The 26,135-nt window shown below is 45.2% G+C and carries 21 protein-coding genes and 2 tRNA genes; 9 read left to right on the forward strand and 14 right to left on the reverse strand.

Annotation, left to right across the window (positions count from 1 at the left end):
- Nucleotides 1-137 precede the first annotated feature (137 nt).
- The 4 genes from DDZ15_RS00590 to DDZ15_RS00605 form a co-directional block, all read right to left on the reverse strand.
- A complete protein-coding gene (locus tag DDZ15_RS00590) occupies nucleotides 138-422 on the reverse strand; it encodes a hypothetical protein (protein ID WP_109643805.1) in 285 nt (94 codons plus the stop codon).
- Between the two features lie 6 nt (nucleotides 423-428).
- Nucleotides 429-848 carry a tRNA (adenosine(37)-N6)-threonylcarbamoyltransferase complex ATPase subunit type 1 TsaE gene (gene tsaE / locus DDZ15_RS00595; RefSeq protein WP_109643807.1) on the reverse strand — a complete coding sequence of 140 codons (420 nt, stop codon included), beginning with the start codon at nucleotides 846-848 and terminating at the stop codon, nucleotides 429-431.
- Between the two features lie 4 nt (nucleotides 849-852).
- Nucleotides 853-2,397 (reverse strand): T9SS response regulator signal transducer PorX, encoded by a 1,545-nt coding sequence (gene porX / locus DDZ15_RS00600; RefSeq protein WP_109643809.1) that lies wholly within the window; start codon nucleotides 2,395-2,397, stop codon nucleotides 853-855.
- Between the two features lie 165 nt (nucleotides 2,398-2,562).
- Nucleotides 2,563-3,123, reverse strand: coding sequence for a ComEA family DNA-binding protein (locus DDZ15_RS00605; protein WP_109643811.1), 561 nt, complete (start codon nucleotides 3,121-3,123; stop codon nucleotides 2,563-2,565).
- Between the two features lie 105 nt (nucleotides 3,124-3,228).
- Here DDZ15_RS00605 and DDZ15_RS00610 point away from each other — a divergent pair, with 105 nt between their 5' ends.
- Nucleotides 3,229-4,041 carry an alpha/beta fold hydrolase gene (locus DDZ15_RS00610; protein WP_109643813.1) on the forward strand — a complete coding sequence of 271 codons (813 nt, stop codon included), beginning with the start codon at nucleotides 3,229-3,231 and terminating at the stop codon, nucleotides 4,039-4,041.
- Nucleotides 4,042-4,088: 47 nt separating this feature from the next.
- Here the strand turns inward: DDZ15_RS00610 and DDZ15_RS16780 are convergent, their stop codons facing one another.
- Nucleotides 4,089-4,259 (reverse strand): YegP family protein, encoded by a 171-nt coding sequence (locus DDZ15_RS16780; protein ID WP_199222839.1) that lies wholly within the window; start codon nucleotides 4,257-4,259, stop codon nucleotides 4,089-4,091.
- 530 nt (nucleotides 4,260-4,789) lie between these two features.
- On the opposite strand from DDZ15_RS16780, the gene DDZ15_RS00615 reads away from it, so the two are divergent.
- From DDZ15_RS00615 to DDZ15_RS00635, 5 genes are all read left to right on the forward strand, one after another.
- A complete protein-coding gene (locus DDZ15_RS00615) occupies nucleotides 4,790-7,204 on the forward strand; it encodes a TonB-dependent receptor (RefSeq protein ID WP_278336116.1) in 2,415 nt (804 codons plus the stop codon).
- Nucleotides 7,205-7,553: 349 nt separating this feature from the next.
- Complete coding sequence (locus DDZ15_RS00620) at nucleotides 7,554-9,230, forward strand: sensor histidine kinase (protein WP_109643817.1); 1,677 nt, start codon at nucleotides 7,554-7,556, stop codon at nucleotides 9,228-9,230.
- 420 nt (nucleotides 9,231-9,650) lie between these two features.
- Complete coding sequence (locus DDZ15_RS00625; RefSeq protein WP_109643818.1) at nucleotides 9,651-10,469, forward strand: hypothetical protein; 819 nt, start codon at nucleotides 9,651-9,653, stop codon at nucleotides 10,467-10,469.
- Nucleotides 10,470-10,693: 224 nt separating this feature from the next.
- Entirely contained in the window at nucleotides 10,694-11,656 is a 963-nt protein-coding gene (locus tag DDZ15_RS00630) for a hypothetical protein (RefSeq protein ID WP_109643820.1), read from the forward strand.
- A gap of 204 nt (nucleotides 11,657-11,860) precedes the next feature.
- Nucleotides 11,861-13,693, forward strand: coding sequence for a tetratricopeptide repeat protein (locus DDZ15_RS00635; protein ID WP_109643822.1), 1,833 nt, complete (start codon nucleotides 11,861-11,863; stop codon nucleotides 13,691-13,693).
- A 123-nt stretch (nucleotides 13,694-13,816) separates the two neighbouring features.
- On the opposite strand, the gene DDZ15_RS00640 is transcribed toward DDZ15_RS00635, so the two are convergent.
- From DDZ15_RS00640 to DDZ15_RS00660, 5 genes are all read right to left on the reverse strand, one after another.
- Nucleotides 13,817-15,022 (reverse strand): Fic family protein, encoded by a 1,206-nt coding sequence (locus DDZ15_RS00640; RefSeq protein WP_109643824.1) that lies wholly within the window; start codon nucleotides 15,020-15,022, stop codon nucleotides 13,817-13,819.
- A 769-nt stretch (nucleotides 15,023-15,791) separates the two neighbouring features.
- Nucleotides 15,792-15,868 (reverse strand) — tRNA-Arg (locus DDZ15_RS00645).
- Between the two features lie 140 nt (nucleotides 15,869-16,008).
- Nucleotides 16,009-16,082: transfer RNA gene (locus tag DDZ15_RS00650), tRNA-Arg, on the reverse strand.
- A gap of 590 nt (nucleotides 16,083-16,672) precedes the next feature.
- A complete protein-coding gene (locus DDZ15_RS00655; RefSeq protein WP_109643826.1) occupies nucleotides 16,673-17,917 on the reverse strand; it encodes a succinylglutamate desuccinylase/aspartoacylase family protein in 1,245 nt (414 codons plus the stop codon).
- A 6-nt stretch (nucleotides 17,918-17,923) separates the two neighbouring features.
- Nucleotides 17,924-19,834 (reverse strand): glutamate-cysteine ligase family protein, encoded by a 1,911-nt coding sequence (locus DDZ15_RS00660; protein ID WP_109643828.1) that lies wholly within the window; start codon nucleotides 19,832-19,834, stop codon nucleotides 17,924-17,926.
- A gap of 378 nt (nucleotides 19,835-20,212) precedes the next feature.
- Between DDZ15_RS00660 and DDZ15_RS00665 the strand changes: the two genes are divergently transcribed.
- Both DDZ15_RS00665 and DDZ15_RS00670 read left to right on the forward strand, forming a co-directional pair.
- Nucleotides 20,213-20,635, forward strand: a complete 423-nt coding sequence (locus tag DDZ15_RS00665; protein ID WP_109643830.1) for a TIR domain-containing protein — start codon at nucleotides 20,213-20,215, stop codon at nucleotides 20,633-20,635.
- Between the two features lie 216 nt (nucleotides 20,636-20,851).
- Nucleotides 20,852-21,793 (forward strand): alpha/beta fold hydrolase, encoded by a 942-nt coding sequence (locus tag DDZ15_RS00670; protein ID WP_109643832.1) that lies wholly within the window; start codon nucleotides 20,852-20,854, stop codon nucleotides 21,791-21,793.
- A 32-nt stretch (nucleotides 21,794-21,825) separates the two neighbouring features.
- Here the strand turns inward: DDZ15_RS00670 and DDZ15_RS00675 are convergent, their stop codons facing one another.
- Together DDZ15_RS00675 and DDZ15_RS00680 are read right to left on the reverse strand one after the other, a co-directional pair.
- Nucleotides 21,826-22,860 (reverse strand): universal stress protein, encoded by a 1,035-nt coding sequence (locus DDZ15_RS00675; RefSeq protein ID WP_109643834.1) that lies wholly within the window; start codon nucleotides 22,858-22,860, stop codon nucleotides 21,826-21,828.
- A 36-nt stretch (nucleotides 22,861-22,896) separates the two neighbouring features.
- Nucleotides 22,897-23,127: a hypothetical protein gene (locus DDZ15_RS00680; protein WP_109643836.1), complete on the reverse strand. Its 231-nt coding sequence runs from the start codon at nucleotides 23,125-23,127 to the stop codon at nucleotides 22,897-22,899.
- 270 nt (nucleotides 23,128-23,397) lie between these two features.
- On the opposite strand from DDZ15_RS00680, the gene DDZ15_RS00685 reads away from it, so the two are divergent.
- Complete coding sequence (locus tag DDZ15_RS00685) at nucleotides 23,398-23,937, forward strand: YceI family protein (protein WP_109643838.1); 540 nt, start codon at nucleotides 23,398-23,400, stop codon at nucleotides 23,935-23,937.
- A gap of 293 nt (nucleotides 23,938-24,230) precedes the next feature.
- Here the strand turns inward: DDZ15_RS00685 and ahcY are convergent, their stop codons facing one another.
- Both ahcY and DDZ15_RS00695 read right to left on the reverse strand, forming a co-directional pair.
- Nucleotides 24,231-25,532: an adenosylhomocysteinase gene (ahcY, locus tag DDZ15_RS00690; RefSeq protein WP_109643839.1), complete on the reverse strand. Its 1,302-nt coding sequence runs from the start codon at nucleotides 25,530-25,532 to the stop codon at nucleotides 24,231-24,233.
- 65 nt (nucleotides 25,533-25,597) lie between these two features.
- Nucleotides 25,598-26,098, reverse strand: coding sequence for a TlpA family protein disulfide reductase (locus tag DDZ15_RS00695; protein WP_146198471.1), 501 nt, complete (start codon nucleotides 26,096-26,098; stop codon nucleotides 25,598-25,600).
- Between the last annotated feature and the right edge of the window lie 37 nt (nucleotides 26,099-26,135).

Raw genomic sequence — 26,135 nt, forward strand, 5'->3', positions numbered from 1 at the left:
TCACCCCTCTATTTGATTGTAGGATTTTATTCTGCCCCTTTAGCCCCATATACGGCTGGCATTTATCACACGGGGATTTTCAAATGAACAAAAAAAAGATGTGCAAAACAAGCTTAAGTACTTGCGCCTGAATGGGTTCAGGTACTCTTAAGTATGTGGCTAAGGTTCAGTTTATGGATAGGAATGAGGTATTTATTTGAAAAAACGTCTTTTTGAATACCCAGGAGGCCGGTACCCCTGAAATCCACTACACAGTAATTTTCTTCAGCTTTCACAACTTCCCCGATCCCGTAATATTCGGGGGAGGGACCATAATAGACCAGGTCTCCCAGTTGAATGCTATTTACTGAACGTCTGTGAAACGGGTAAATAACCGGCAAAAGGTCGAGCCTGTATGATAGTCGTCGTTTTTTTGCTTCCATGGTGCTCTAGCCGACAATTGTAATCATGCGCTTTTCCGGGGCTATGGTTGTAATATGTACTGTCTGTGCATCTTCCGGGAGTATATCCCGCACCCTTTCAGGCCATTCAACGATGCAAACGCCGGTACCATATAAATATTCTTCTGTGCCAATTTCAAGTGCTTCTTCAATGTTTTCAATCCGGTAAAAATCAAAATGATACACCGCAAGTGAGCCGATATACTCATTAATTATCGTAAAAGTCGGAGAGCTGACCACTTCGGAACTTAAACCGAACCGTCGCACAAAGCCTTTTACAAAGTGTGTTTTTCCCGCGCCAAGATCTCCCTCCAGCAGGATCACATCACCCGGGCTCACCGTTTCAGCAAATTCTTCTGCAATCCGCAATGTTTCCGATACGCTATGGCTGATGAAATCCTGAGTCATACGATTACAGTCTCGGTTTCAGCAAAGCAACGGGCAGAATCATCTCCTCCATCGATGCTCCCCCATGCTGAAACGTATCGCGATACCTGTTTTGAAATTTATTGTAGTTATTCGGGTATACGAAAAAGTAATCCTCCTTGGCAAAAATGTAGCTGTTGGCGGGAGCGTTTACTGGAAGCAGGTACTCTTCCGGCCTGCGGATATATATGGCCGCACTCTCTTCCGCTTTCAGGTTTCGGCCGTATTTGTACCGCAGGTTTGTCGCCGCATCCCGGTCACCGAATACTTTAGTATCCCGAAGCGACCGAACCGATCCGTGGTCGCTTGTTACAACAACCGATACCTTTTCATTTGCCAGTTCACGAAAAATGCGGAGCAGCGAAGAGTGCTGGAACCAGGTTTCGGTGAGTGATCTGAACGCGGCTTCATCGGGTGCCAGCTGTTTCAGTACTTCCGAATCGGACCGGCTGTGAACCAGCGTATCCACAAAGTTATAAACGATTGCAGTGAAGGGCGACTGTGTATAATTCCTGATTTTATCCGCTATTCTTCCACCCTCTTCCGGCTGTATAATTTTCTCATATTTCACCTGGGCCGGAAGATGATTCCGTTCCATGTTTCGCATCACCAGCTCCTCTTCGTGCCGGTTCAGTGAAGTTTCATCCTGGCCCATCTCCCACAACCGGGGATATCTTTGCTCTATCTGAAGTGGATAGAGCCCTGAAAAGATGGCATTTCTTGAAAAGGGTGTCGCCGTGGGAAGTATGGAATAATAAAAATCGGTGGATATGGTATAATAGTCGGACAAAAGCCTCTGAAACAGTATCCACTGATCGTATCGCATGCAGTCAATCAGGATAAATACGACGGTTTCACCCTTTCTCAGCAGCGGAAAAACTTTTTTCTTCAGCAGTCCGGGACTTAACACGGGTTTGTCATCGTCATTATGAAGCCAGCCCTTGTACTCCTGTTCTACAAATTTTCCAAATACCTGATTGGCCTGCTGAAACTGGTCGTGAAGCACCTGCTGGAGAGCCTCATCCCCCGACTCCAGGTTCATTTCCCAGTGCGTTAATTTCTTGTAGATATCGATCCATCCCTCCCAGTCAGTCTCTTCACTGAAGCGGGCCGATAGTTCATTGAAGTTTCTGAGGTATGACTGGGCCGTTTTTTCATTCAGGATGCGCTGCTTGTCGAGTATGCGCTTGGTTGTAAGCAGAATCTGGTTGGGGTTAACCGGCTTGATCAGATAATCGGATATTTTATTGCCGATTGCGTCTTCCATAATAGATTCTTCTTCACTCTTGGTGATCATCACAACAGGAAGCGATGGCTCCAGACCCTGTATTTTTTCAAGTGTTGCAATTCCATCCATTCCCGGCATCTGTTCGTCCAGAAATACAATATCGTACGACTGTTTCCGAATCAGAGATACAGCATCCTCACCATTGGTAACAGGCGTTACCTGGAATCCCTTGTTTTCGAGAAATATGATATGGGCCTTCAGCTGATCGATTTCGTCATCAGCCCACAGTATTTTTGTTGACATCAGGATAGATTGGAATTCTAAATCCCTTTAAAATACAGAAGCTTTTTGCGGATCGAAACGGTTTCCTTCTCATTTTTAGCCGCTTTGCTGCTTTTGATAGACGTAACAGACTCAGAGAATCCGCTGCTTGCCTGCCCCACATATGTTTACAGCCCATAAAATCTCTCACTCACTCTCATTATCTTCCGGATTAACAAGTACTATGTAGGGCCGCAGCTTTTCCAGGCGTTTTTCCCCAATTCCCCTTATTTCCAGCAACTGTTCGATACGGACAAAGCGACCGTTTTCCCGCCTCCATTCTACAATCCTGTCCGCATAGGCCGGACCGATACCCGGCAGACGCATCAGCTCCTCCGCCGTTGCCGTATTGATATTAATTTTCTCAGGATCCGAACGTGCCGGCTCAGCTGCCAACTCATCCATCCCGTCTACAATTTGGGCCGGATGAAGACGACTTTCCTGTACCGACGCTGATATGGATCCGGATTCGGGTTCCGGTGAGTAGCGTGCAAGAATGGCGTTCCGCTCCGCCTCCCGCTGGGCACTCTTTTGACTGAACATCTGCTCCAGTTCAGCATAATGTTCGGGATTTGCATTGAATGCGGGTTCCCTCAGATGATAAGCGGCTGAAAGAAGTACAGTAATAATCAGTAGTGCAATTACAGCTATACGTTCGCTCCTGGAGATCTCAAGGCGTTCAGCCAGAAAAAAAAGGTATCGTCTCATCCTTACTCCTGATTATTTGCAGATTGTATTCTTGGCAGCGATTTTGAACAATTCCCTTATCTTTATGAACCCAAAATTCTCAATTCCTTACAGATAAAAACGCAGATGGCGGAAAATATTTTTGAATATGAAGGTGCAAACTGTTGGTGGGACGTGACTGGAAGCGGGAAACCGCTGCTCCTATTACACGGGTGGGGCAGTAACTCGCAGCTCATGAAACCACTTGCTGAGTCCCTCAGCAGCGTCAGAACCTGCTATCTCATTGACCTGCCGGGTTTCGGTAATTCTTCCGAACCTCCTGAAGCATGGAGTGTGGACCGGTATGCTGATCTGTCGGAAGCTTTTGTCAGGGAAATTATCGCACAAAACCATGAAGATCAGAAAACAGACCTGCTGGTGCACTCATTTGGGGCCCGCATTGCGCTCAAGCTCCTTACACGCCAGGACGCAGATGCATCATTCGATAAAGTAATCTTTACAGGTGCTGCGGGGCTGAAACCAAAAAGGAAACCTTCATACTATCTGAAAAAATACACCGCAAAGATGGTAAAGGCACCATTTATGATTTTGCCCGGAAATCTGCGCGACAAAGGGCTTACACAGCTACGGAGTACAAACTTGTGGAAAAAACTGGGCTCCTCCGACTACAGCAAGCTCTCCGGGGTGATGAGGGAGACCTTTGTAAAATCAGTAACGGAGTATCTGGATGAACTCCTGCCGAAGGTGAGTCATGAGATACTTCTCATCTGGGGAGAAAATGATACGGCAACACCCATGGATCAGGCCGTGCGATTTGAAAAAAATCTGCCGGATTGTGCACTTGTTACCATCTCAGAGGCCGGCCATTACGCATTCCTCGACCAGCCCGCCAAATTCACCGCCATTGCCCGCGCCTATCTTGAGCCGGCTTCAAATTGATAGCTGTTTACTCCGGTTTCTGCTCTTCATGATATAAATACTGCGCGTTACAGCGCCAGCTTGTAGCTGGTGCAGCTGCCTTCCTCTTTTCCGTTTTTTTCACACTCTTCACGTGATTCGAACCCTTTTTTTGAATACTCAAGAATATCTCCCTTTTTATTGGTCCTTCTCCAGCGCCATTCGCCTTTTACATCTTCATATATTTCGCATTTAGGCATAATCAGTGATTAAATTAACGGATTTATTCTGTACAGTGTACTAAGTGCACGGTTCAAATTCAAAAAAATTGCCTTTCAGACCATTTGTACGCCTTTTTTAAAAACTTCAGCTTGCTCCAGTATTCGAATTTGCCCTGCCGGGTATGAGACCCTCAATAGCTGAAAATAAAATATAAAACCAGGGGAGCACCATTTTTTCAGTGTTTATAGAAGCGCCCGTGTGGAGCGTCAGTCAATTGCATTAGTGGCAGGAATGTATCCCCGTCACGTACTTAACACTATTCAGATTATTGCACCCCTGCCATGAATCGCCTGATAAGATAAGCGCGGCATAAAGCCCCTGGAATAATCTCTTTACAGAATACCAAAATCCCCGGACCCCGGCATTAAAAGTTGTAAACCATTCAATAAGTGTCTGTGATATGGAATGAATCCAACTCTCTATTCATTCTAAGTCTGTCGTAACAACTTTAAGTTTTCCCGGTAACCGTTCACATTTAAAAATCATGAAATACTTCACGTCATTTTTAATGCTCTGCTTCGCGTTCTTTATTGTCCACTCGGCGCAGGCACAGACGCAGACAAAATCTCCTTCTATAAGCGGGAAAGTGGTAGATGATAATTCAGTAGCCATCCCAAACGCCTCCGTTGCCTTATACGACAGAGCACAAACAGAGATAATCTCCGGCACGGTTACCAATCCGGATGGCGAATTCACACTTACCGCCAGAAGCGGCGAATATGTTCTGGAAGTATCCTATGTAGCTTTTCAGAAATATCAATCTGACATTGAACTGAACGGTGCCGGCACACTGGAACTTGGAACCATTAAACTCCGGGAGGAAGAGAATATACTGGATGAGGTAGTTGTTACAGGTGAGCGTTCTTACATGGAAATGAATTTTGACAGCCGCACATTTAATGTGGGCTCAGATATTACAAGCCTTGGCGGCAACGCTCTTGATGTTCTGGACAACGTACCGTCCATCTCAACCGATTTTGAAGGAAATGTAAGCCTCAGGGGCAATCAGGGGGTACAGATTCTTATTAACGGACGGCCATCCAACCTCGTCCGAAATGGTACGGACGCGCTTAGCAGCATACCCGCCAGCATGATTAAGGAGATCAACATCATTACTAATCCGTCCGCCCGGTATGCTGCAGACGGCACGGCAGGGATCATTGATATTGTTTTGATTGACGATGTGAGACTTGGATTCAACGGCAGCGTTCAGGCCAACACCGGAATGCCGCAGGATCACGGCATCGGAGCCAACCTTAATTACCATGTCAATAACATAAACTGGTTTTTGAACGTGGATTTTGAGTATGAAAACGACCCGCGCTCCGGCTCCACCTTCAGAAGCTTTAGTGCCGACACCACCTTTGCCTTTGAAGAGTCTACCGACTCCAGAGAACGTGAAATGGAAGGAAGCACCTATTTCGGCGCAGATATTTTTCTACCCGGCGAACAGGTTCTTACAGCATCTGCCAGAATAAATCTTGAAGGCGGCCGCGAGAACACGGATGTATTTTACCGGGATTATGACCCCGGATCACCCGGTATATATCGCACAGTTTTTGATAACTGGAATATTGTGAGGCAAACACAGAGAGAAAATATTGAAGAAGCGCGGGAGAGCGACTATTCGCTTCGCTTGCAGTACGAAAATCGGTTTGGCGGGCGCGATCACAGGCTTACGGCAGATTTTGATTTTGAATTCGGAAATGAGGACGACGATTCCAATCTGAATCAAATCATCGAACAAGGCCAGGGAAGCCCATTGAACCAGCGTACTTTCGGTGATGAAGCTTATCGTGAAGTGCGGTTCGACACCGACTATGAGCGCCCTCTCGGCGAATGGGCCAAATTTGAATCCGGCATGAGAATCAGCATGGACTGGCTTGATAATGATTACCGAATCGAGGAATTGCAAGATGGGAACTGGGTCGTTCCGGGTGATGAGATCGGCATCAGCGACAACTTCACCTATTTTGAAAACGTGAATGCTCTCTATGCCATTTTAAACGGCAATGCAGGAGATTTCACCTTCCAGCTGGGCCTTCGCGCAGAGAATACACGCATCGAAACCCAGCTTGACCAGACCGGTACGGGAAGCAGTCAGAATTATCTGAATCTGTTTCCAAGTGCATTCTTGTCCTATACACTCAGCGAGCAGAACTCATTTCAGATAAATTACAGCCGCAGAATCTCACGTCCCTGGTCACGGCTTTTGCTGCCATTTACCGAAATATCCGATACCCGAAGCCGCCGTATCGGGAATCCGGATCTACGGCCTGAATTCGGAAATTCATTTGAATTGGGTTATATGCGCAGCTGGGAAAGCGGATCACTTCTCTCCAGCGTCTATTACAGATACCGCACAGACGTTACCGAGCGCGTTACAACCATCAACGGCCTTGGAATATCGACCAGCAGGCCTATCAACCTTGCTACAGAAAACGCATGGGGTGTTGAATTTACCTTCGATCAGCGATTGTTCAGCAAAATTGATTTTACGGGCAGCCTGAATCTGTTTCAGTCAGAGCGCGACGGAACATTCGAAGGCACGGTTTACGGCAGCGAATCTGACTCCTTTACCAGCAGGGTCCGGATCCGGTGGCGCTTCCTGAATACATGGAATTTTCAGGCCAATGCATTCTACCGGGGGCCCGAGCAAACCACGCAGGGTCGCAGGGAATCCTCAATGTTTTTTGGCAGCGGACTCTCAAAACGGCTGCTGGATGGTAAAGCGACCCTCTCACTGAATGTTCGCGACCTATTCAATACAAGGTTCAGTGACCGGGAAATCTTGAATCCAAACTCTTTCACCAGCAGCCAGTACAGCTGGTCGACCCGATCATTCCGCCTGAATTTCAGGTACAATTTCAACAGCGATGCGGGTGCGGGGAGCGGTGGCCGCGGCAGCGGATGGAGGCGCTGAGAGTGACCCATCATATTATTTTTTTCAGGCAGCTGTTACACCGGTACAGCTGCCTTTTTTTTAATTGCAACAGGCAAAACAGTTTGCCGGATACAGGCAGAAGTTACTCAGCACTGCTAATTTTTTGCATGATTAACCGGTATAAAGGCAGATTGGCCGGACCGTCATTTCAATTCTTAATTTCAGTAGAAACAAGTTCAGGATTTTATATATTTACCACTGATTTTTTGCGAAGCCCTGTGGTACCTGAAAAATAGGCTGAGCGGCTTCTCATAAATCAATTTGCCACTATTAACGAATTCCCATTACGGCCATCATCAGTCTTTGGCAAAAATACAAAAACAGGGTGATGCGGAACTTTATGCAGGGTTCCGATGTAGCAGAAGGCCTTGACTACTGGCGAAAGAAGCTTTTTGCGGGTATAATGATCTACCTGCCGCCCCTGGGTTTACTGCTCGTGCTGCCTTCTCTGATTGTGGTTATTAACTCTCAGGTGCCGGGCCTTGCGATAAGCTATATTCTGACCCTCTTTATTGTCACTTTTATCGCGCTGTACCAGAACTTTACCCTTTTTGCGCGAAAGATTCTCTTTCTGTTTGTACTCTATTTCGTTGCATCGGTTCTGCTCTACTACCTGAACGTTATGGGGTCTGCTCTAACCTATTTTTATGGCATCACCATCTTTGCGCTGCTCATCGCCTCGAACCGTGCAGGGCTGATTACCGTGTTTATCAATGCTTTTATTTTCGGCGTCTATGGCCTTCTGATACATTTCGGTTTGGTGGAGTATATTCTTCGAGACAGTTACAAAGTGGCCTCATGGCTTACCATTTCCTCAAACTCCCTCATTCTCAGTATTGTCTCCGTTATATTGTTTCCCATTCTATTTGATGGTCTGCAGGAAACTATCGCCAAATACAGGATAGCACAGAATGAATTGAACCGTTCCCTCTCAGAGTTAAAACAGAAGAATCGTGAAGTGGAACTGACCCAGACCCGGTACAATACAATCTGTAAAATTACCAACGAAGTAATATGGGAGTGGGATTTTGAAAACGATGTCCATTTCTGGATGGGCGAGCATGATAACCTGGTAAAAAATACCGCTCATCCGTCGGAGATTTCGCTTGAAAGCTGGTTTGGAAAAATTCATCCCGATGATCTGGAGCGGGTAAAAGGTTCCTTTTTAGGGGTTGTACAATCCGATACCGCCAAGGACTGGAAAGAGGAGTACAGATTCAAAAAAGAAAATGGGTCCTATGCCTGGGTACTTGACCGGGGATTTATAATCAGAGAACCTGAAGGGAAACCTGTTCGTTTTGTAGGGGGTATGCTCGACATCTCTCCCATGAAAGACAACGAGATGTTTATCCGTGAATCGCTTGAAGAGAAAGAGACCCTTCTTGCTGAAATACACCATCGCGTCAAAAACAACCTGGCGGCAGTTACAGGAATGCTGCAGCTGCAGCTTTTCCAGGAAGAGAACGAACAGCTTAGCGAGAAGCTCATCGACAGCATGATGCGTATCAAATCGATCGCCAACATTCATGAACAGCTCTACCAGTCAAAAAGCTTCTCGAGGATAGACCTCGGGCGCAGCCTGGAGCAGCTTATCACCACCGTTATAGAAACGATGCAAACCGGAACGGAGATTACATTGCAGTGTGAAAGTGATGATGTGGAGATCAGTGTAAATGAAGCCATACCCTGTTCGCTGGTTGTCAATGAAATCGTTACAAACATCATCAAACATGCATTTACAAAAAAACCGGACGGCATCATCAATCTTCGTGTGGCCTCGAAAAGCCCTGGCACATGCCGCATTGAGATAACGGATAACGGCGTGGGCCTTCCTGATGGTTTCCCGGAGAAAGCGGATAAGAAACTGGGTATGGAGCTCATTTCAACCCTTACCCGGCAGCTGGAGGCCGATTACGGATACGATGACAGCGGTGATACCACTACGTTTTATATGGAGTTCAAAGCGGGCATACAGGAAGCACCGCTTGATGTTGAATTTGCTTAAAGTGTTTGAGTGGTCAGTTGTTGGTTGGTTGCTGTTAATTGTTTATTGAAAATAGGACTTGTTCTGCGGTCCCCCTCTACCCCTTTCGCTTCGCGGTTCTACACTTAGCTTCTGTTTTCATTTCTGCCTTGCAACTCTACCGCAGACATAACTTGTATCTCTTTTATTGATTTTATCATCATATATGAATAAAAACAGATTGATATAATTTAAATTGATCAATTATTAAATATTTTTGTATAAATTGAAATCAATTTTTCTCATTACTCAAAAACAAAAAAGAATTGATTCTTAAAAAATATTCAACTTAATTGGTAGTGAATCGTCAGGGATACTTTTTATGAAGCCGCACTATTATCCCTTTTAATAATTGCATGCCTGCTTTTCTATGCATGCTTCAAACAAAAAAATGGGGAATTTATGATTCTAAAAAACAACCTTTACCTGGTATATATTCTTATAGGCTCGTTCATTTTTTTGACCGTTTATGCCTTAGAGGCAAATGGTCAGGAAAACAGAGGCGCTTCTTATCTGGTTCTGGAATTCATGCATGTTGATAATGAACAAGAAACAGCATACGGTGAAACGGAAAGCTTTTGGAGAAATATCCATCAGGAGCGTGTTAATGCCGGCGATATTATCGGATGGGATTTATGGTGGCTAAGACCGGGAGGTGAAAACCAGGGAGCACAATACCTTACGGTAACCATTTATGATGATCCGGTGGAGATGATGCAGGGCGGAAACTTTATGGAACATGCCCGCAATGCATATCCCGACATGAGTGATGAGGAGTTGATGGCTGAACTTGATAAGGGAGCCTCTACCCGTGATTTGGCCTCCCGGTACTATATGGCACGCGTTGGAGGGGTCGGTTCCGACTATGAGCTTGAAATAGGCACTGTGAGTTCAATGGACATGATGAAAGTTGAATTTGATAATATGACGAGCTATGACATTTATGAGCAGACAGAGATGGACGTTTTTATGCCATGGCACGAAGAAGCGATTCAGAATGGAACAAAAGAATCATGGGGATTATACCGGGTAATGTCTCCCATCGGAAATGCCACCGGATTCAGTCACATCACATTTAACATGTATAACGGATGGGAACAATACTTTTCCGGCGGCATGGGCGGTGATTCATTTTCCGACGATCTTTTAATTGAAAGAGGATTACAAACCAGAACCATGGAATGGTCGTACCTGGCTACACTTATAGACATGGTACGCTGAGTATATCTGACCAACCGTATGTAGTACCAGGATAACTAAAAGGGGGTGCATCAATTCAGCCCCCTTTACTCCCCGCTTCGAACCCTTTTCACTTTTCCCTTTTCACTTTTCTGTCTCCTGCCTCCCGCCTCCTGCCAAAAAATGCATTTCTCATGAATAATTTTATATTGGCAATGAGGGTTCAGCTTACTGGCCGATATATGATTAATCAAGAAATCTAAGTCATGGAAATAAAAAAGAGCTATACATCCGATACGAAAATCACCATCTTTTCATTACCGGGTATCGCAACTATACTTGTTTTATTTTTAGCTGCCGGTTGTGCTTCCGAAACGCCCCCTGAAATGGAGCCAAATAAAGTTACCATCACTGCTGTGGGACTAACCTTTGAAGCGCCCGATACCATACAGTCGGGCTGGACTACATTTCAGCTGGACAATCAATCCGACATGATCCATTTCGCCCTTTTTCAGAAATTTCCCCAGGGAAAAGGGTTGGTTGATCATCAGGAGGAAATAGCACCCTTTTTCCAGAATGTTATGAATGGAATCAATGGCATGGAACCCGCCGATCCGGAAATTGGCGCTGCACCGCCTGAATGGTACTCCAATGTGCAGATGATGGGCGGTCCCGGTCTTGTTTCCGGCAACTTGAATGCGGAAACCACCTTCTATATTGAACCGGGAACCTACCTCGTTGAGTGCTATGTAAAAACCAACGGAATTTTTCACTCCTACAATCCGTCCCCCGATGTATATGGAATGGCCATAGAGATTACCGTAACAGAAAATCCGGATGCAACCGCACCGCCCGCGTCAACATCCACACTGAACATTTCGAGCGAAGGCGGGATAGAGATGACCGGATCACAGGTGCGGGGCGAGAATGTCGTTGAGGTTATTTTTGAGGATCAGAATACCTATGCAAATTTTGTAGGGCATGACGTTCATCTGGTCCGGCTTGATGAAGCGGCAGATGAGGAGGCCATTTCGTCCTGGATGAACTGGACATCGCCCTCAGGACTTGAAACTCCTGCTCCGGCCACATTTATAGCCGGAACGAACGAAATGCCGGCCGGATCAAGTGCCTATCTTCACCTGAATCTGGAACCCGGCGACTACATGTGGATCGCAGAAGTTCCGGAGCCCGGGTCCAAAGGAATGGTGCAACGGTTTACGATTGAGTAGATCCGAAACTGGTATTTTCTACAGTTTTATTTTCTGGCTTGCTCAAACTTTTTCTGCAGGTAATATGATTGATGTGGATATAGCAACTCCTGCGCCTGACCGGTAGTCAGTTAAAGATTTCATTTTATGTGATTCCGCTGGATATCAGTTCTGCATCCCTCCTATATTATTATTTATATTCAATGCGGAATTGAATTCAAATCTATGCGACTTCGCAAGTTTTATGATGAACTGAAGCGCCGGAATGTATTTCGGGTAGCAACGGTATACGCTGTTACAGCGTGGGTATCCATACAGGTGATAAATACGGTTTTTCCCATTCTTAAACTGCCCGCCTGGTCAGTTACGTTGCTTACTGTGCTCATCATTATCGGTTTTCCCTTCGCACTCATCTTTGCCTGGGCGTTTGAATTGACGCCTGATGGTATCAAAACAAGCTCAACCAATGATAGTAAGGTTGACAATGTTGATGCATTAAACGAAGGGGATGACCGGAAGAAGGCTGCTGAATCCGGTGACGAACCTGCAAACCAGGCCTTCTTCAACAGAGCTTTTAAAGTGATTCTAGTAGTGATTATACTTGTTTCCGGTATGTATATCTGGAATCTGAGCAGTGAGGAACCGGGAGGCTCCCGGCAACAACAATCCATCGCTGTGCTTCCCTTCGAAACCATTGACGGTACCTCCTCCACATCGATTACCAGTGGAATACAGGTAGGCCTGATGACACGCCTTTCCAGTATTTCCGGCTTACGAGTTATTTCAAGAACCTCCACCCTTCAATATGCCAGTATAATCAAACCGGTTTCAGAAATCGGTGAAGAACTCAGTGTTGAATGGATTGTGAGAGGTGAGGTGCAGGAAGCAAGTGATCAGATCCTTGTGAATGCTCGACTGATCCATGCTTCGGAAGATCGTCAGGTTTGGGCAAAAGACTATCAGCGCAGACTCACATCAGAGAATATTTTTGATATTCAGAATGAGCTGACCCGCGAAATCGCAGGAGAGCTTCAGACACGGATCAGTGCGGAGGAGAGTACCCTGATTGACAGGAAACCGGCAGATAATCTTAAGGCTTACAGAGACTTTGCACAGGGAGTGAGTTTACTGGAACAGAGAACCCAGCAAGCCATTCTGTTATCCGTGGATTACTTCATGAATGCTATTGAGGAGGATCCGGATTTTGCTCCGGCATGGGCTATTCTGGCAGAATCTCTGATCTATATCAAATATTATAACTATGCGGACATCAACGACTACAGCATCACCGCAATTGAGGCCATTGAAACGGCGCTTGAATTGAACCCCAACCTGGCAGAGGCCCATGCCTCCCTCGGGATCCTGAGGTATACAGAAAAAAACGGGCCCGAGGCAATTCGTTCACTACATAGAGCTGTCGAGCTTCAGCCAAGTTTTGAGACTGCCTTTAACTGGCTTAACTTTGTCTACCTGCTCACAGGCAACCGTGAACAGTCGTTGAAATACGCTGCTGAAACCATTGAATTAAGCCCTTTTGCACCCGCTGCACGACTCTATCCTTCACTCAGTTATCTCGCTAACGGGCAGCCAGAAATGGCACTGCAACAAGTACAGCGCGCCCGTGAAATTCAGCCTGAATGGGGTGAGGTGTATGCGATTCTTGGACTGATTCAATATCATAATCAGCAGTATGAGAATGCCCTTGAATCATTTCAAACAGCCGACAGCCTGATTGCAAACGAGATCAGCTCCATCTGGGTGCCGGATGTCAGAACAATGGTTGAAATCACACGACTAAAATTGAACTATGAAGAATTACCCGGTCAGACGGACATGCGGCTGCTTCCAAAAGAGAATCGTTTTTGGGAAGGATTAAAATTATCTGCTCAAGGAGAGCACGAACGGGCAGCCAAAGAATTTGAAAATATACAGGAGTACAGCATGTGGCCCAATCTTTCCATGCGCTACTACTTCCCTGAATTATTAAGTGAATTTCGATCCCGTCCCGAATATGAAAAGATCATTCTTGAGATAGAAGAAGCCTGGTCCGGGGAGTAAAAAAGCTCCGATTCATGATTAGAATACGGAGCTTTTTCGTGGTACACCTTTTTGGGATTTCATGTACCACCAGGTTTGAAAACTCTGAATTTTTGATAGTCGCAGATTTTTGAAAATGAAATTTCAAATAGTTCCCTCCGGGTAGAGCGAAGGAAAATAGTACCCCACTACCTTCGATGGAATATGAAATTGTAATGGTGCCCTGTGACTTGCCGACTTGATTAGCTCTTCACTTTCAAGCTGACTTGTCAAATCCCTGGCTGTTCGCTCTGCCAAACCAGAAATTCTTTTTGCTTCGCCACGTGCTATTTCACCTCTCATCATAATTTCTGCCAATACATATTTCGCTTCTGTCCGTAGTGGCTTTTCATTTGGGATCATTTTTTCTGATCGCAGATTCACATACCCTGTTATGCGCTCACGAAGTTTATCAAGCTGCAATACCTCTCTCATAAACGAGACCTGGTCATCAGCCACATCAAAATAAAATTCACAGAAGCGATGCAACCCTCTTTCAGATAAGTTGCCGCGCCCATCAAAATCGCCTTTACGGCCAGCGTCCGCTACTGCAAGAAATTCTTTATAATCTTCTATTCGGCGGGCAAGCCCTCTGGATATTGTCCACAACCCTAACGAATCCAACTTCACTTTTTTCATATATGCATAGCTAAACAGACGAGAAACTCGTCCATTTCCATCTATAAACGGATGTATCCATGCTAGTCTGTGATGGCTTGCGGCAGCTGCAATCAATTTCTTATGGCCAACAAGTTTCTCTGGTGAATAGGCATTTTCAAATCGGTCAAGAAACAACTCAAGCGATTCTGCCTTGGGGGGAATATGATTCGCTATTTTTACTTCCCTCGTTCTAATTTCCCCCGGAACCATTTTTAGAACATCACCGGTATCGGGATCATTAATATTTAAAAAGTTTTCAGGTACCCGCTCATAAAACTCTTTGTGTATACTGCACAAGAAATCCTTTGAACAAACATTTAATCCCGGATTTTTACTGAGCCAGCTGTCAATCAAATCTTGAACGTCGATATGCGCTACATTCAGTTTTTGCAGGCGTTTCTTTTTTTCATCTCTGCTAAAATCATTTTTTACCGCTCTTTCAATATCTGCCGGTGCCGTATGCTCGCCTTCTATTCTGTTAGAATAATAACTATTAATATGGCGAAGCAATCTGGTGACCTCTCTTCGGGTGACAGGATGCAACAGATCATCCAGTGAGGCTGATTTACGAAATACCTCCATGGCTAAATGTATTAAATCCGAGGAATCCTTCGGAAACATAGGTTCCATATGGCGCGGATGATCAAACATATCATTAAATGATAAGTATTTGTTTTCCTATTATTTTGCCGGTTTATTTTCCGGTTATTATCCAGGCATAAATAGTTGTTTCAAATAGGAAAATATGTTATTTGAAGAACATTTATATATCTTTTTTTGCCGGTTTATTTTCCGGTTAATCGGGAAGGTCAGGTGCAGACGGGGGTCGTATTCATTTTAGTTTTTATAATTCTGCTAAAAATCAGCCTGTCACAACCAATCTGTTCACAAATTACAAAGGCTCAGATTCCGGATTGGAAATCCGAACTTTCTATTGTGCTCCCGACAGGTGAGAACCCCGAAGCATGCCTTCGGAACAACAACGCCCGGATCCGTTTATGACATGCGGCCATAAAAAAAAGCTCCGATTCATGATTAGAATACGGAGCTTTTTCATAGTACACCCGACAGGTGAGAACCCCGAAGCATGCCTTCGGAATATCAACGCCCGGATCCGTTTATGACATGCGGCCATAAAAAAAGCTCCGATTCATGATTAGAATACGGAGCTTTTTCATAGTACACCCGACAGGTGAGAACCCCGAAGCATGCCTTCGGAATATCAACGCCCGGATCCGTTTATGACAAGCAGACATAAAAAAAGCTCCGATTCATGATTAGAATACGGAGCTTTTTCATAGTACACCCGACAGGTGAGAACCCCGAAGCATGCCTTCGGAACAACAACGCCCGGATCCGTTTATTGACAAACGGACATAAAAAAAGCTCCGATTCATGATTAGAATACGGAGCTTTTTCGTGGTACACCCGACAGGATTCGAACCTGTAACCGCCTGATTCGTAGTCAGGTACTCTATCCAGTTGAGCTACGGGTGCATTTCAGTTTACAGTATATCAGTGAACTGTGTGTCAGGGGTCAATTCTCTGAGGCATAGCTAAGTGTTAATGTCCGGAAATTCTATGTTACTTCCATATTCACTGTCAACTGATTCCTGACACACTGTTCACCGTCAAAGTACGCCCGTAGGGATTCGAACCCCAAACCTTCTGATCCGAAGTCAGATGCTCTATCCAGTTGAGCTACGGGCGCAATTATCGTCAGTATTTCAAAAATCGTTATTTTCGGATCAGTATAGATCCAATGTCAGATGCTTCCCGACGTCTCGGGATTGAACTACGGGCGCATTTATTGTCAGTATTTCAAAATTCGTTATTTCCGGATCAGTATAGATCCAATGCCAGATGCTTCCCGACGTCTCGGGATTGAGCTACGGGCGCAATTATCGTCAGTATTTCAAAAATTGTCACTTCCGGATCAGTGTAGATCCGAAGTCAGATGCTTCCCAAGGTCCCGGGCGCATTATTCATTTCACAATGTCAAAAATGCTTTCGTAAAAAGCCTTCCTCAAAGGGCATTAGCAGCGTTACAATTATCAGCAGATGCAGACTTGTCAATCTTTTCAGATCCCGCTTTCGCACCTACGCCATCAATATACCGTAATGCCTTCCCTGCAAAGAAATCCATAGTTTTTTACAGAGCATTAAAGGTAAGAAATTCTTTGTATTGAAAAAACGCATTTCGCCAATACTCTTTCCATACGGATTCAGGAAGTATTGCCTTGTGCTTTTTTTCAGACAACGCTGAAGGGTTGCAGTCTTCACAACATGTTCGGAACGAAATTAATCACTGTCTTCCTGCTGCCCGTTTGACTCTTTAAATGCCATTTTCTCCTCTTTTGTCGGTATTCTCACATCAAACTTTCGCCGGGTTATAATCAAACTGCCATCCTTTAACATCTTCCGGCGATATCCGAATGCGTGCAGAAAATCGTGAAAAAACTTCTTATTCAATATGGGGTGCACCATGATCGTATTTTCATCATCCGGATGTTTTTTAATACCCGGTAAATACCGAAGATACCTGCCCAGGTTATGGGTGCGCAGGTATCTCGACAGGTCAAGCTTAAACTCACTGATCTCTCTGATAATAAAAAATCCGTCATCGCCCTGGGACTGATACAGAGGCATGAAGATTCTGCCGGAATATGGAGCCTTGATTTCACCATATTGATTATCCGCAAGTATTTCACCTTTTTTCACTTTATCGAACGTGGCGTAACCCGATCGCATCTGAAACTTCTCGTCTTCTCCAATCTTATAGGTAAACTTCAGGTCAAAAATTTTCCTGTTTTCGGCAAGTGACCTGCAAAGCCGCTGGTAATGAATATTGTACTTGGGTATATCATTTTTTTCCATTGACCCCAGAATTTTCAATGTATGCCAGATAAACGAGATGTTGTTTTCAACGGCTGCCATTGAGTAGTGTTCACCGGCCTCCAGAGCCACGCCGGAGTGGCCTCTTTCATTGATATAATTCATAAACGTACCGCGCATCGCTTCATCAAATCCGACTACGCAAGGCAGTGGGTATTGGAGGGCGAGCTGACGATTTCGTATCGTATCGCTCGCTCCGATGAATGGCGGACTTACCGATGACGTTGTATGGAGATCAAATACAAAAACGGGGCCGTCTGCCTGATCAAAGACGGGATTCAATATGTCCAGTAACTCTTTTTGTTGCTTTTGCTCATTCCCGACAGGCAAATTTCTTTCATCGATAAATCCGAGCTTCTGCAGCCTGTCGGTGACCCAGATTCTGTTCATATCGTTATCAATCCAGCGCACTCCTTTATCCAGCGCTTCCAGATTCCCGGCAAACGCAGCAATTACCTCTCCTGAAAAGGACGGCTGAAGCCTGTTCAGGTATTCAAAAACCTGACTGAGGGCAAAAATACTGGATGTTTCATTGCCATGAGTTCCACCGATAAAAACAATTACAGGCCCCTCCTTTTCACCCTTATACTTTCCAAGAATCCGGCCGATTTCTATGGTCTCATCTAAAGCTCTGTTTGTGACTTCAATCATAATATTTCATGATTCTATTTCACTATGCTTTGCATATTTTGTGACATTGAAAAGGTCGTGTCCGGACACAATCCCTATCAGACGGTTATCTGAAACGACAGGCAGCGACTTTAACTTCTCCCGGTCTAAAATATTCGCAGCTTTCCGGGCTGAATCGTCCGGATTTAACGTGAATTGCGGTTCCCTGACAAGTTCAGCAAGCTTTGTCTTCTCTTCGGTTAGGCCGTCTTTTGCTTCCCGGTAATAATTCATCAGGTCTGATGAGGTCAATAAACCACACAACGACCAGTTTTCATCTACAACCGGCACCACGCAGTGATCATGCTGTTTCATTTTATATGCGGCCTGATCAATTTGCTCATCATAGCTAAGTGTAAAAACCTTGTCCGTCATGAATTTTTTTACTTCAAGGCTTCCCCAGTCTTGAATTTCAAAGTCATATGAGTCCGGAGTCATCCATTCGTGAACCGGAGAACCCTCTTTTTGCCGTTTCAGAATTTCAGAGGTCAAAATTGCATTTGATACAGGTGGCGTATTTCCCGTACTGATTTTTTTATGTGCATTTATCATCCATACCGATCCTGTCTGGCCGTTGTCGATCCGTGAATGTATAACACCCAGATACTTTTCAATTTCCTCCTCCGCCAACCCGGCTTTTTTCAAACCGTTCCCGGCAATGGGAAGCAATTCATTTCTGATTAATTCGGATGCTGAGCGGTTTTCGCCATTGATCCAGTTAAAACCTGCATCCAGGCCGTATTGTGCCGCTTTTATCGTATTTACTTTCACTTCATGGAAGTCCATTTTTACAGGCAGATTTGTATATTTTTCCGGCAATCCATGCATTAACCCGAGCCAAAAAGCAGCATTTGCAACTTCGTCGTGCACGGTCGGCCCCGATGGCATCAGCCTGTTTTCCACTCTGAGGTGAGGTTTGCCATTCATTACACCGTAACAGAGGCGGTTCCACCTGAAAACTGAACTGTTGAATACTTCAAGTGATCGCAGATCCGGTATTTCCCCCTCTTCATACTGTTTGGGGGAATCTGCGAATTCAGCAGGCCTCATAAATATATCGTACCGGGTCAGGTCGTCCCTGTATAGTTCGAGTGGGGATTCTTTCAGCCATTTGGATCCAAAAGGTACACGGAGGTAATTATCGGATGCATGATAGTTCGTCTCCCTTGTATCCACGGCTTTTTGGAAAAGGGCAATTCGGGTTTCATGCCAAAGCAATTTATCCAGCAGATAGGGCGAATTACCTCCAGCGGCTAAAACAGGGGCTGCAATAAGCTGTGCATAATTATACTGTGCCGGTATGTTCTCAGCATCAAGCTGATAATGCATCTGAAAACTGGTGTTGCAGTACTGAAACAGGTTTGACTTATCTTCTGCCACCAAGCGTTCTACCCCATCGATTTGAATGACATATTCATTGCGCCGCAGCTCATTCATTGCACGAATCATATATCGGAACCGGTCTTGAGGGGTCATATGTTTTTTGCTGATATAGTGCCTCCTGATAGTTGGCAATATTCCTATCAACATTACATCACAATTCAGCTTTGAGGCGGCATCGCCTGCCTCTCCGATATATTTATAAAGTTTCTGTTCAAGCGAATCCAGTATCCCGGATTTAATTTCAAGCGGTTTCAGGTTGATTTCCAGATTGTGCCTGGCCAGTTCTGTTGTAAAAAAATCTTCATCAAGGTGCTTAAGAGCATCCAAAACGACGGGAGAGGGATACAATTCACGATCAACCAGACATAGTTCCTGCTCTATTCCCAACCGGTTTGCTCTTTCAATTCTACTATCACCGATCAAAGCTTCCAGCGTGCTGATATCCTTCAGGATATAGTCCAATGCTTCTTTCTGTTCGTCCGCACCCTCAACCCTCTTTATCTTTTTATATCCCATCCAGGGTTTTCTCTGTTTTAATTACACGTTTTTTCCAACAGGTCATCCATAACCTAACCTGTTCTGGTTCTTTTAGTTATAACGATTATATGTAGCAAGGCATTCAATTTTCGAATATCGGGGCACTTGCAACCGCGGCCAAAGCTAAACACATTGATAACAGATCTCTTTTAGCAAAGTATAAGCCTGAACATTTTATACCTGCTCTGCCGGAAAACAGCTGCAGGTGGCAGCAATCCTGTTATTGATGGAAGCCTCACACATGCCTTTTATGTTTTCATGCCCTTCCAGCAGATGACTGTAAATGATGGCAAGGTGAATTCTGTTATTACAGTACATAGGTACTTTCACACAATATGAACCCAAAAACCCGTATTTATGGCTACTATCGTTCAAACACGCGATATATTTATTGCGCACGGATGGCAATACAGTGATCATATACACAAGCTGCAGGAAGAGCTGGACAGGGCCGGCAGAATGGATGATCAGTTTGCCTATGTGAATCATGGAAATTACGATACCAGGGAACCCATGGAGACAGCATTGGATAGCCTTGACATCACAGTTAAAGATCAGATGGCTAAAGCGGATGTATTTCTTTTGCCCGTCGATTTATATGATGAGCATAAAGAGTGGGCAGAGAAAGAACTTAAACTTGCAGAGGATATGGATATGCCGGTAATAGTTATCCGATCCTATAAAAATCGTGAGACGCCCGCTCATCTTGAGGAGAGGGCCGACGATATCATTGTATTCGATCCGGAAGAGATACTTCGTTCAGTCAAGAATTATGGATAGCATATTCCATGTGTTGTCTTAAATCTTTCTGAAAGCATGTTGCACATTTAGGAGAAGATGCTGCTGAACTCTTTCCTGTAACGTGTTTTTAAGGCCTTTTCCGTTTCTTTCACCACATAAACATCACGCAGGTTGCAGTACTTGCCATTCGGCACTTTCTTCTTTTACCCGCTCGATTGATGTTGTATAATTGGGTAACCCTTCATCATCCCTACAATGAAGAAAGAGACCTTCACAACCAAATCGCAAGGTTACAAGATTCTGCACTGCACACAATGGGTGCCCGATTCCCCACCTGCAGGCGTTATTCTGATTCTGCATGGCCTGACTGAACACTCCGGACGATATAGTCATGTGGCCCGCTTTTTTACGGGCCATGGGTATCTTGTTTGTGCTTACGATCACCGCGGACACGGCATGACGGATCCCGACCATCACGGATTCATAGATGCCAGTGCCTCCTCTCAGTTTGATCTGCTTGCGGAAGATGCGATCCACGTATTCACGCTATTGAACAATCGCTATCCGGATCTGCCTCTTTTCGTGCTGGGCCACAGCATGGGATCTTTCCTGGCTCAAAGAATGATGCAGCTGCTTCCAGAGGATTCAACAGAATTACCGGCGGGCCTCATCTATTCGGGAAGCAGCGGAAAGCCACCTCTTACACTATATGCCGGTAAGTTTCTGTCGAAGTGGATCATGAAGCGCAAAGGTCCGGCCTATCGCAGCCAGCTGATTCACAATCTGGTGTTTGGCCGCTTTAATAAGCCGTTTGAGCCTGCCCGGACAGAGTTTGACTGGTTAAGCCGGGATAAAGATATGGTTCAGCTGTTTGTGGATGATCCCGCCTGTGGATTTGTTCCTTCTGTGAGTTTTTATCATCACTTTTTCAGCGGACTCCTTAAGCTGCACTCCCACCGTCCCTTTGCAGGAGCTTCGGTTCACACACCGATCCTGGTTATTGGCGGTGACCGGGATCCAGTTTCCGATATGGGAAAAGGGGTTAAAGCACTGAAGAAACTTCTCACCCGATCCGGAAATGAGGATCGCGTGGACCTGATGATCTACCAGGGCGCACGCCATGAACCGCTCAATGAAATCAACAGAGACGAGGTATTTACCGATATTCACAACTGGATCGGACAGGTCTCGTCCTGATTTTGTTCAGAAGCGGCATCTGTATGCATTCATCAGAGCCAGTGCCAGGGTGGTATAGAAGACGTTTCACCTTCAGCCTCATCTATTCCGCCTTTAGAGAGCAGAAAATCGGACTCAAATGGCCGAACGGTAAGCACCGGTTTTTTCATTTGCTGGATTACTTTTTCAGTAACCGAGCCAAGCATCACATGAGCGAAACCGCTGTATCCGTGCGTTCCCATCACCACAAGGTCTGAATGTTTCTCGGCGTACTGTTCAATTTCGTAGTGGGAAGAGAACCCTGTTATGACATCCGTAATCAGGTCCGTGGAAGAATGGTCCGAATTATTCTTAATCAGGATCGTGTCATGATACATTTTTTCACCCCGCTTAAGGTGAATGCCTCCGGTTTTATGTTCGCTTATGAAGCTCTCAAGCTTCGACATCAGTTTTTCATAGACTTTCTCTTTCTGAATGCCTTCAGGCGGTGTATATATATTTTCGATGAGCCCGCCCCGTAATTCATGAATATAGAGCAGCGTTATATCCGCATTCCAAAGTTCAGCCATTACCACCGCGGGAGAGAGAGCCGTAAACGACAGTTCCGAACCATCTGTCGTAACCAGAATATGATTAACGGTTTCACTGCTTAATTCCCGGTCAACAGCCAGTACCGGTACATGTGAGCCCCGGATGATATGCTGAGCCGTGCTGCCCCTTCCAAGTTTTGTCTTGTCGCTTCCCTTCGAGCCGATTACGACCAGGTCATAACTTCCGGCCTTTATTTGATCCAAAACGGAAATGCCCGGCTTTTTATCGAGCTTCACAAACAGATCTCCCCTGTTTTCCGGATTTATCTGCTCCATCAGCTGTTCAAGACGGGTTTGAGCCTGATCGTAAAGTGTATTGGCATATTCAGTATTCATCTCTGAGCTTAGAAAACGCAGAAAATGCTGCAACGAAGGAACTACGTAGATCAGGTCTACTTCAGCTCCTTTTTGTTCAGCAATCCTCACTGCAACGTCAAGTGCGTATCCTGAATCATCGGAAAAATCAGTTGGGACCAGAACTCTTTGAATCTTGCCCATTTTATGTTTGCTTTGGGTTACAGGTTAAAAATATGCTCAGGAGTCGAGCAAGAGGTCAATCTCCTCAATAACATTTCCATAGGCTTCATCCACGGTTTCGCCTATTGCCGTAAATACTTTTCCGGAACTGTTGACCACTTTTACCTCAACACCATCCCATTTGCGATTACAGCTTTTCACTGAAAATCCTCTGTATCCCCTTCGATTGAGCATATTTACCCTCTCCTGAAGGCTCGATTCTCTATCATGATATGTTTCATCAACCATATTAACCACCTTTTGTTACCGAACTGTATACAAACTGTTATTTGTGTCGAAACATTGAGCCGCATCAACACGCTTCAGTTCGTTTTATTGACACTACCTGTACGTAATCAACAAAAAACCTTGTGGAACGTATATAAGGAACACACTGAAACCCATATAGGGGTTTTACCGATGCAGAAAAGTGGAAAAATTTTCTTGATCCGGAATGATGAAGTACGTAATATAGTTCAACATTAAACTATTTTACATTAACTCTAAAATTTGAATCAAATGAGCACCAATACACTTACCCAATGGGGTATCGATACCACACATTCTGAAATCACATTCAAAGTTAAGCATCTTGTAATTTCAACCGTTACCGGAAAATTCAAGCAGTTTGATGCAAGCGTTGAAACTGACAACGAGGATTTTGAGAATGCCAGGATCGCCTTTGAAGCTGCTATTGACAGTATCGATACCGGAAATGAAGACCGTGACAATCATCTGAAGTCGGACGATTTCTTTAATGCAGTGGAATACCCCTCCCTTTCTTTTGTTTCCGATTCATTTACCAAAGTTGGAGATGGCCTCTACAGACTTACCGGCGACCTCACCATCCGGGGCAATACCCGAAAGGTGGAGCTGGATGCAGAGTATGGAGGAACCGTTGTGGATCCTTATGGAAATACCAAAGCAGGCTTTGAGGTATCCGGAAAGATCAATCGCAAAGAGTTTGGCCTTACATGGAGCGCCGTTACTGAGGCGGGAAATATTGTAGTTTCGGATGATGTAAAACTGAACCTGAACGTACAGTTCACTAAAAACTGAGACGGCAGGACTTAAGCAGTAACTTCAGAGCGCTGTATCGAACGGTACAGCGCTTTTTTATTTTTTGGGTGCAAGGTGCAAGGTGCAGGGTGCAGGGTGCAGGGTGCAAGTTTCAGTATTAGAAATGCTTCTGAAATCGTAATTCGGTCGTTCGGTGATTCGCAGTTCAGAGGTACCTGATTGACGAACGACGATGAACGAACGATTCACCGATTGATTATCTCTGAAATAAAAAAGGCGTGAAGAGTCTCTTCTCCACGCCTTTTATAGAACCTTTGTCGGATTTTTTTGGATCAGTACCGGTAGTGATCGGGCTTATATGGGCCTTCTTTCGACACACCGATATACTCCGACTGCTCATCGGTAAGCTCCTCCAGATCCACACCGATTTTCTTCAGGTGGAGCCGGGCTACTTTCTCGTCAAGGTGTTTCGGCAGAACATGCACTCCTACCTCAAACTCTTCATTCCAGAGCGCAATCTGCGCAATGGTCTGGTTGGTGAAGCTATTGCTCATCACAAAGCTTGGATGACCCGTTGCATTACCCAGGTTCATCAGGCGGCCCTGTGAGAGGAGAATAATCTCTTTTCCGTCTTTCAGGCGAAACAGGTCTACCTGTGGTTTGATATTTTCCTCTTCAGCATTTGTCTTGAGCCATTTCACGTCTATTTCATTGTCGAAATGACCGATGTTTCCAACAATCGCTTTGTCTTTCATGCTTTCAAAATGCTCAGCGGTAAGGATATCCTTGTTACCTGTGGCTGTAACCACAATATCGGCTTCCTTAACGGCATCCGACATTTTCTTCACAGCATATCCGTCCATAGCCGCCTGAAGTGCACAGATTGGATCAATTTCGGTCACAATAACGCGTGCGCCGGCGCCGCGAAGCGATGCTGCGGATCCTTTACCCACATCTCCGTAACCGGCCACAACAGCAACCTTGCCGGCCATCATCACATCGGTGGCGCGCCGGATTGCATCTACGCAGGACTCTTTACAGCCATATTTGTTGTCAAACTTTGACTTGGTGACAGAGTCGTTCACGTTTATAGCAGGAATGGTAAGCGTATTGTTCTTCATACGCTCATAGAGCCTCAGAACACCGGTTGTGGTTTCTTCGGATATACCGCGGATGTTATTTGTTAACTCGGGATATTTGTCGAGTACCATGTTGGTGAGGTCGCCGCCATCATCCAGAATCATGTTAAGGGGCTGGCCATCCTCAAAAAAGAGGGTTTGCTCGATGCACCATTCATACTCTTCCTCGGTCATTCCCTTCCATGCATAGACCGGGATTCCGGCTTTGGCAATGGCAGCTGCTGCGTGATCCTGCGTGGAGTAAATGTTGCAGGATGACCATTGTACTTCCGCACCCAGCTCAATCAGCGTTTCAATCAGCACGGCGGTCTGAACCGTCATATGAAGACAGCCTGCGATCCGGGCTCCTTTCAGTGGTTTATCCTTTCCAAATTCTTCGCGGGTTGCCATCAACCCCGGCATTTCAGCTTCCGCCAGACGGATTTCATCCCGTCCGTATTTCGCGAGGCTGATATCTTTTACCTTATATGGCAATTTGTCTACTTGTTGTTCCATTCTATTGATTTTGTTCTTAAAGATTTTCTGATTAACAGTTTTTTTAAGCCGGTCATTCAGGCTGGCTACATGTACTCTTCGATCATCGCTTTTGTGCGGTTGTAGTCGCCCTCACGGCCATATGAACCCATTTCTATTTTGATTAAGTTTCCATCAGGATCCACAAAGACCTTAAATGGTATAGCATATCCGCCGAGTTTTGTAAATACGCCGTTCTGGTCATAAAGCCAGTTGAAGTCATAGTCGTTTTCTTCGGCAAAAGCGCGGGCATCCTCAGGTCCTTCATTCATCCCGGCCGTAACAGCCAGAACTTCAAAATTGTCCGGGTATTCCTCGCGAAGCTGATCGAGTGAGGGAAACACCTGCAGGCAGGGGCCGCACCAGGTCTCCCAGAAATCAATAATGAGAAGTTTTCCCTCGAAGTCGCTTACATGTACCTCATTTCCGTCAAGGTCGGCAAATACCGCATTTTCCACGATAGCTTCCGGAGTATTGGGATCGCCGGAGCAGGCTGACATGAACAGCAGCATACCGACCAGAAAAATTGATGATAAAAGGTATTTCATAGAAGTTTTCAGAATTAGTTCAAGCACTCAAAATAAG

It is taken from the genome of Rhodohalobacter mucosus (assembly GCF_003150675.1).
GTDB classification, from domain to species: Bacteria; Bacteroidota; Rhodothermia; order Balneolales; family Balneolaceae; genus Rhodohalobacter; species Rhodohalobacter mucosus.

Excerpts from the sequence above, each read along its gene's own strand:
- DDZ15_RS00640 (WP_109643824.1), bottom strand. The coding sequence starts at position 15,022 with ATGTTTGATCATCCGCGCCATATGGAACCTATGTTTCCGAAGGATTCC.
- DDZ15_RS00610 (WP_109643813.1), top strand. The coding sequence starts at position 3,229 with ATGGCGGAAAATATTTTTGAATATGAAGGTGCAAACTGTTGGTGGGAC.
- DDZ15_RS00615 (WP_278336116.1), top strand. The coding sequence starts at position 4,790 with ATGCTCTGCTTCGCGTTCTTTATTGTCCACTCGGCGCAGGCACAGACG.
- porX (WP_109643809.1), bottom strand. The coding sequence starts at position 2,397 with ATGTCAACAAAAATACTGTGGGCTGATGACGAAATCGATCAGCTGAAG.
- DDZ15_RS00665 (WP_109643830.1), top strand. The coding sequence starts at position 20,213 with ATGGCTACTATCGTTCAAACACGCGATATATTTATTGCGCACGGATGG.
- DDZ15_RS00620 (WP_109643817.1), top strand. The coding sequence starts at position 7,554 with ATGCGGAACTTTATGCAGGGTTCCGATGTAGCAGAAGGCCTTGACTAC.
- DDZ15_RS00685 (WP_109643838.1), top strand. The coding sequence starts at position 23,398 with ATGAGCACCAATACACTTACCCAATGGGGTATCGATACCACACATTCT.
- DDZ15_RS00635 (WP_109643822.1), top strand. The coding sequence starts at position 11,861 with ATGCGACTTCGCAAGTTTTATGATGAACTGAAGCGCCGGAATGTATTT.
- DDZ15_RS16780 (WP_199222839.1), bottom strand. The coding sequence starts at position 4,259 with ATGCCTAAATGCGAAATATATGAAGATGTAAAAGGCGAATGGCGCTGG.
- DDZ15_RS00660 (WP_109643828.1), bottom strand. The coding sequence starts at position 19,834 with ATGGGATATAAAAAGATAAAGAGGGTTGAGGGTGCGGACGAACAGAAA.
- ahcY (WP_109643839.1), bottom strand. The coding sequence starts at position 25,532 with ATGGAACAACAAGTAGACAAATTGCCATATAAGGTAAAAGATATCAGC.
- DDZ15_RS00630 (WP_109643820.1), top strand. The coding sequence starts at position 10,694 with ATGGAAATAAAAAAGAGCTATACATCCGATACGAAAATCACCATCTTT.
- DDZ15_RS00670 (WP_109643832.1), top strand. The coding sequence starts at position 20,852 with ATGAAGAAAGAGACCTTCACAACCAAATCGCAAGGTTACAAGATTCTG.
- DDZ15_RS00655 (WP_109643826.1), bottom strand. The coding sequence starts at position 17,917 with ATGATTGAAGTCACAAACAGAGCTTTAGATGAGACCATAGAAATCGGC.
- DDZ15_RS00680 (WP_109643836.1), bottom strand. The coding sequence starts at position 23,127 with ATGGTTGATGAAACATATCATGATAGAGAATCGAGCCTTCAGGAGAGG.
- tsaE (WP_109643807.1), bottom strand. The coding sequence starts at position 848 with ATGACTCAGGATTTCATCAGCCATAGCGTATCGGAAACATTGCGGATT.
- DDZ15_RS00590 (WP_109643805.1), bottom strand. The coding sequence starts at position 422 with ATGGAAGCAAAAAAACGACGACTATCATACAGGCTCGACCTTTTGCCG.
- DDZ15_RS00675 (WP_109643834.1), bottom strand. The coding sequence starts at position 22,860 with ATGGGCAAGATTCAAAGAGTTCTGGTCCCAACTGATTTTTCCGATGAT.
- DDZ15_RS00625 (WP_109643818.1), top strand. The coding sequence starts at position 9,651 with ATGATTCTAAAAAACAACCTTTACCTGGTATATATTCTTATAGGCTCG.
- DDZ15_RS00695 (WP_146198471.1), bottom strand. The coding sequence starts at position 26,098 with ATGAAATACCTTTTATCATCAATTTTTCTGGTCGGTATGCTGCTGTTC.
- DDZ15_RS00605 (WP_109643811.1), bottom strand. The coding sequence starts at position 3,123 with ATGAGACGATACCTTTTTTTTCTGGCTGAACGCCTTGAGATCTCCAGG.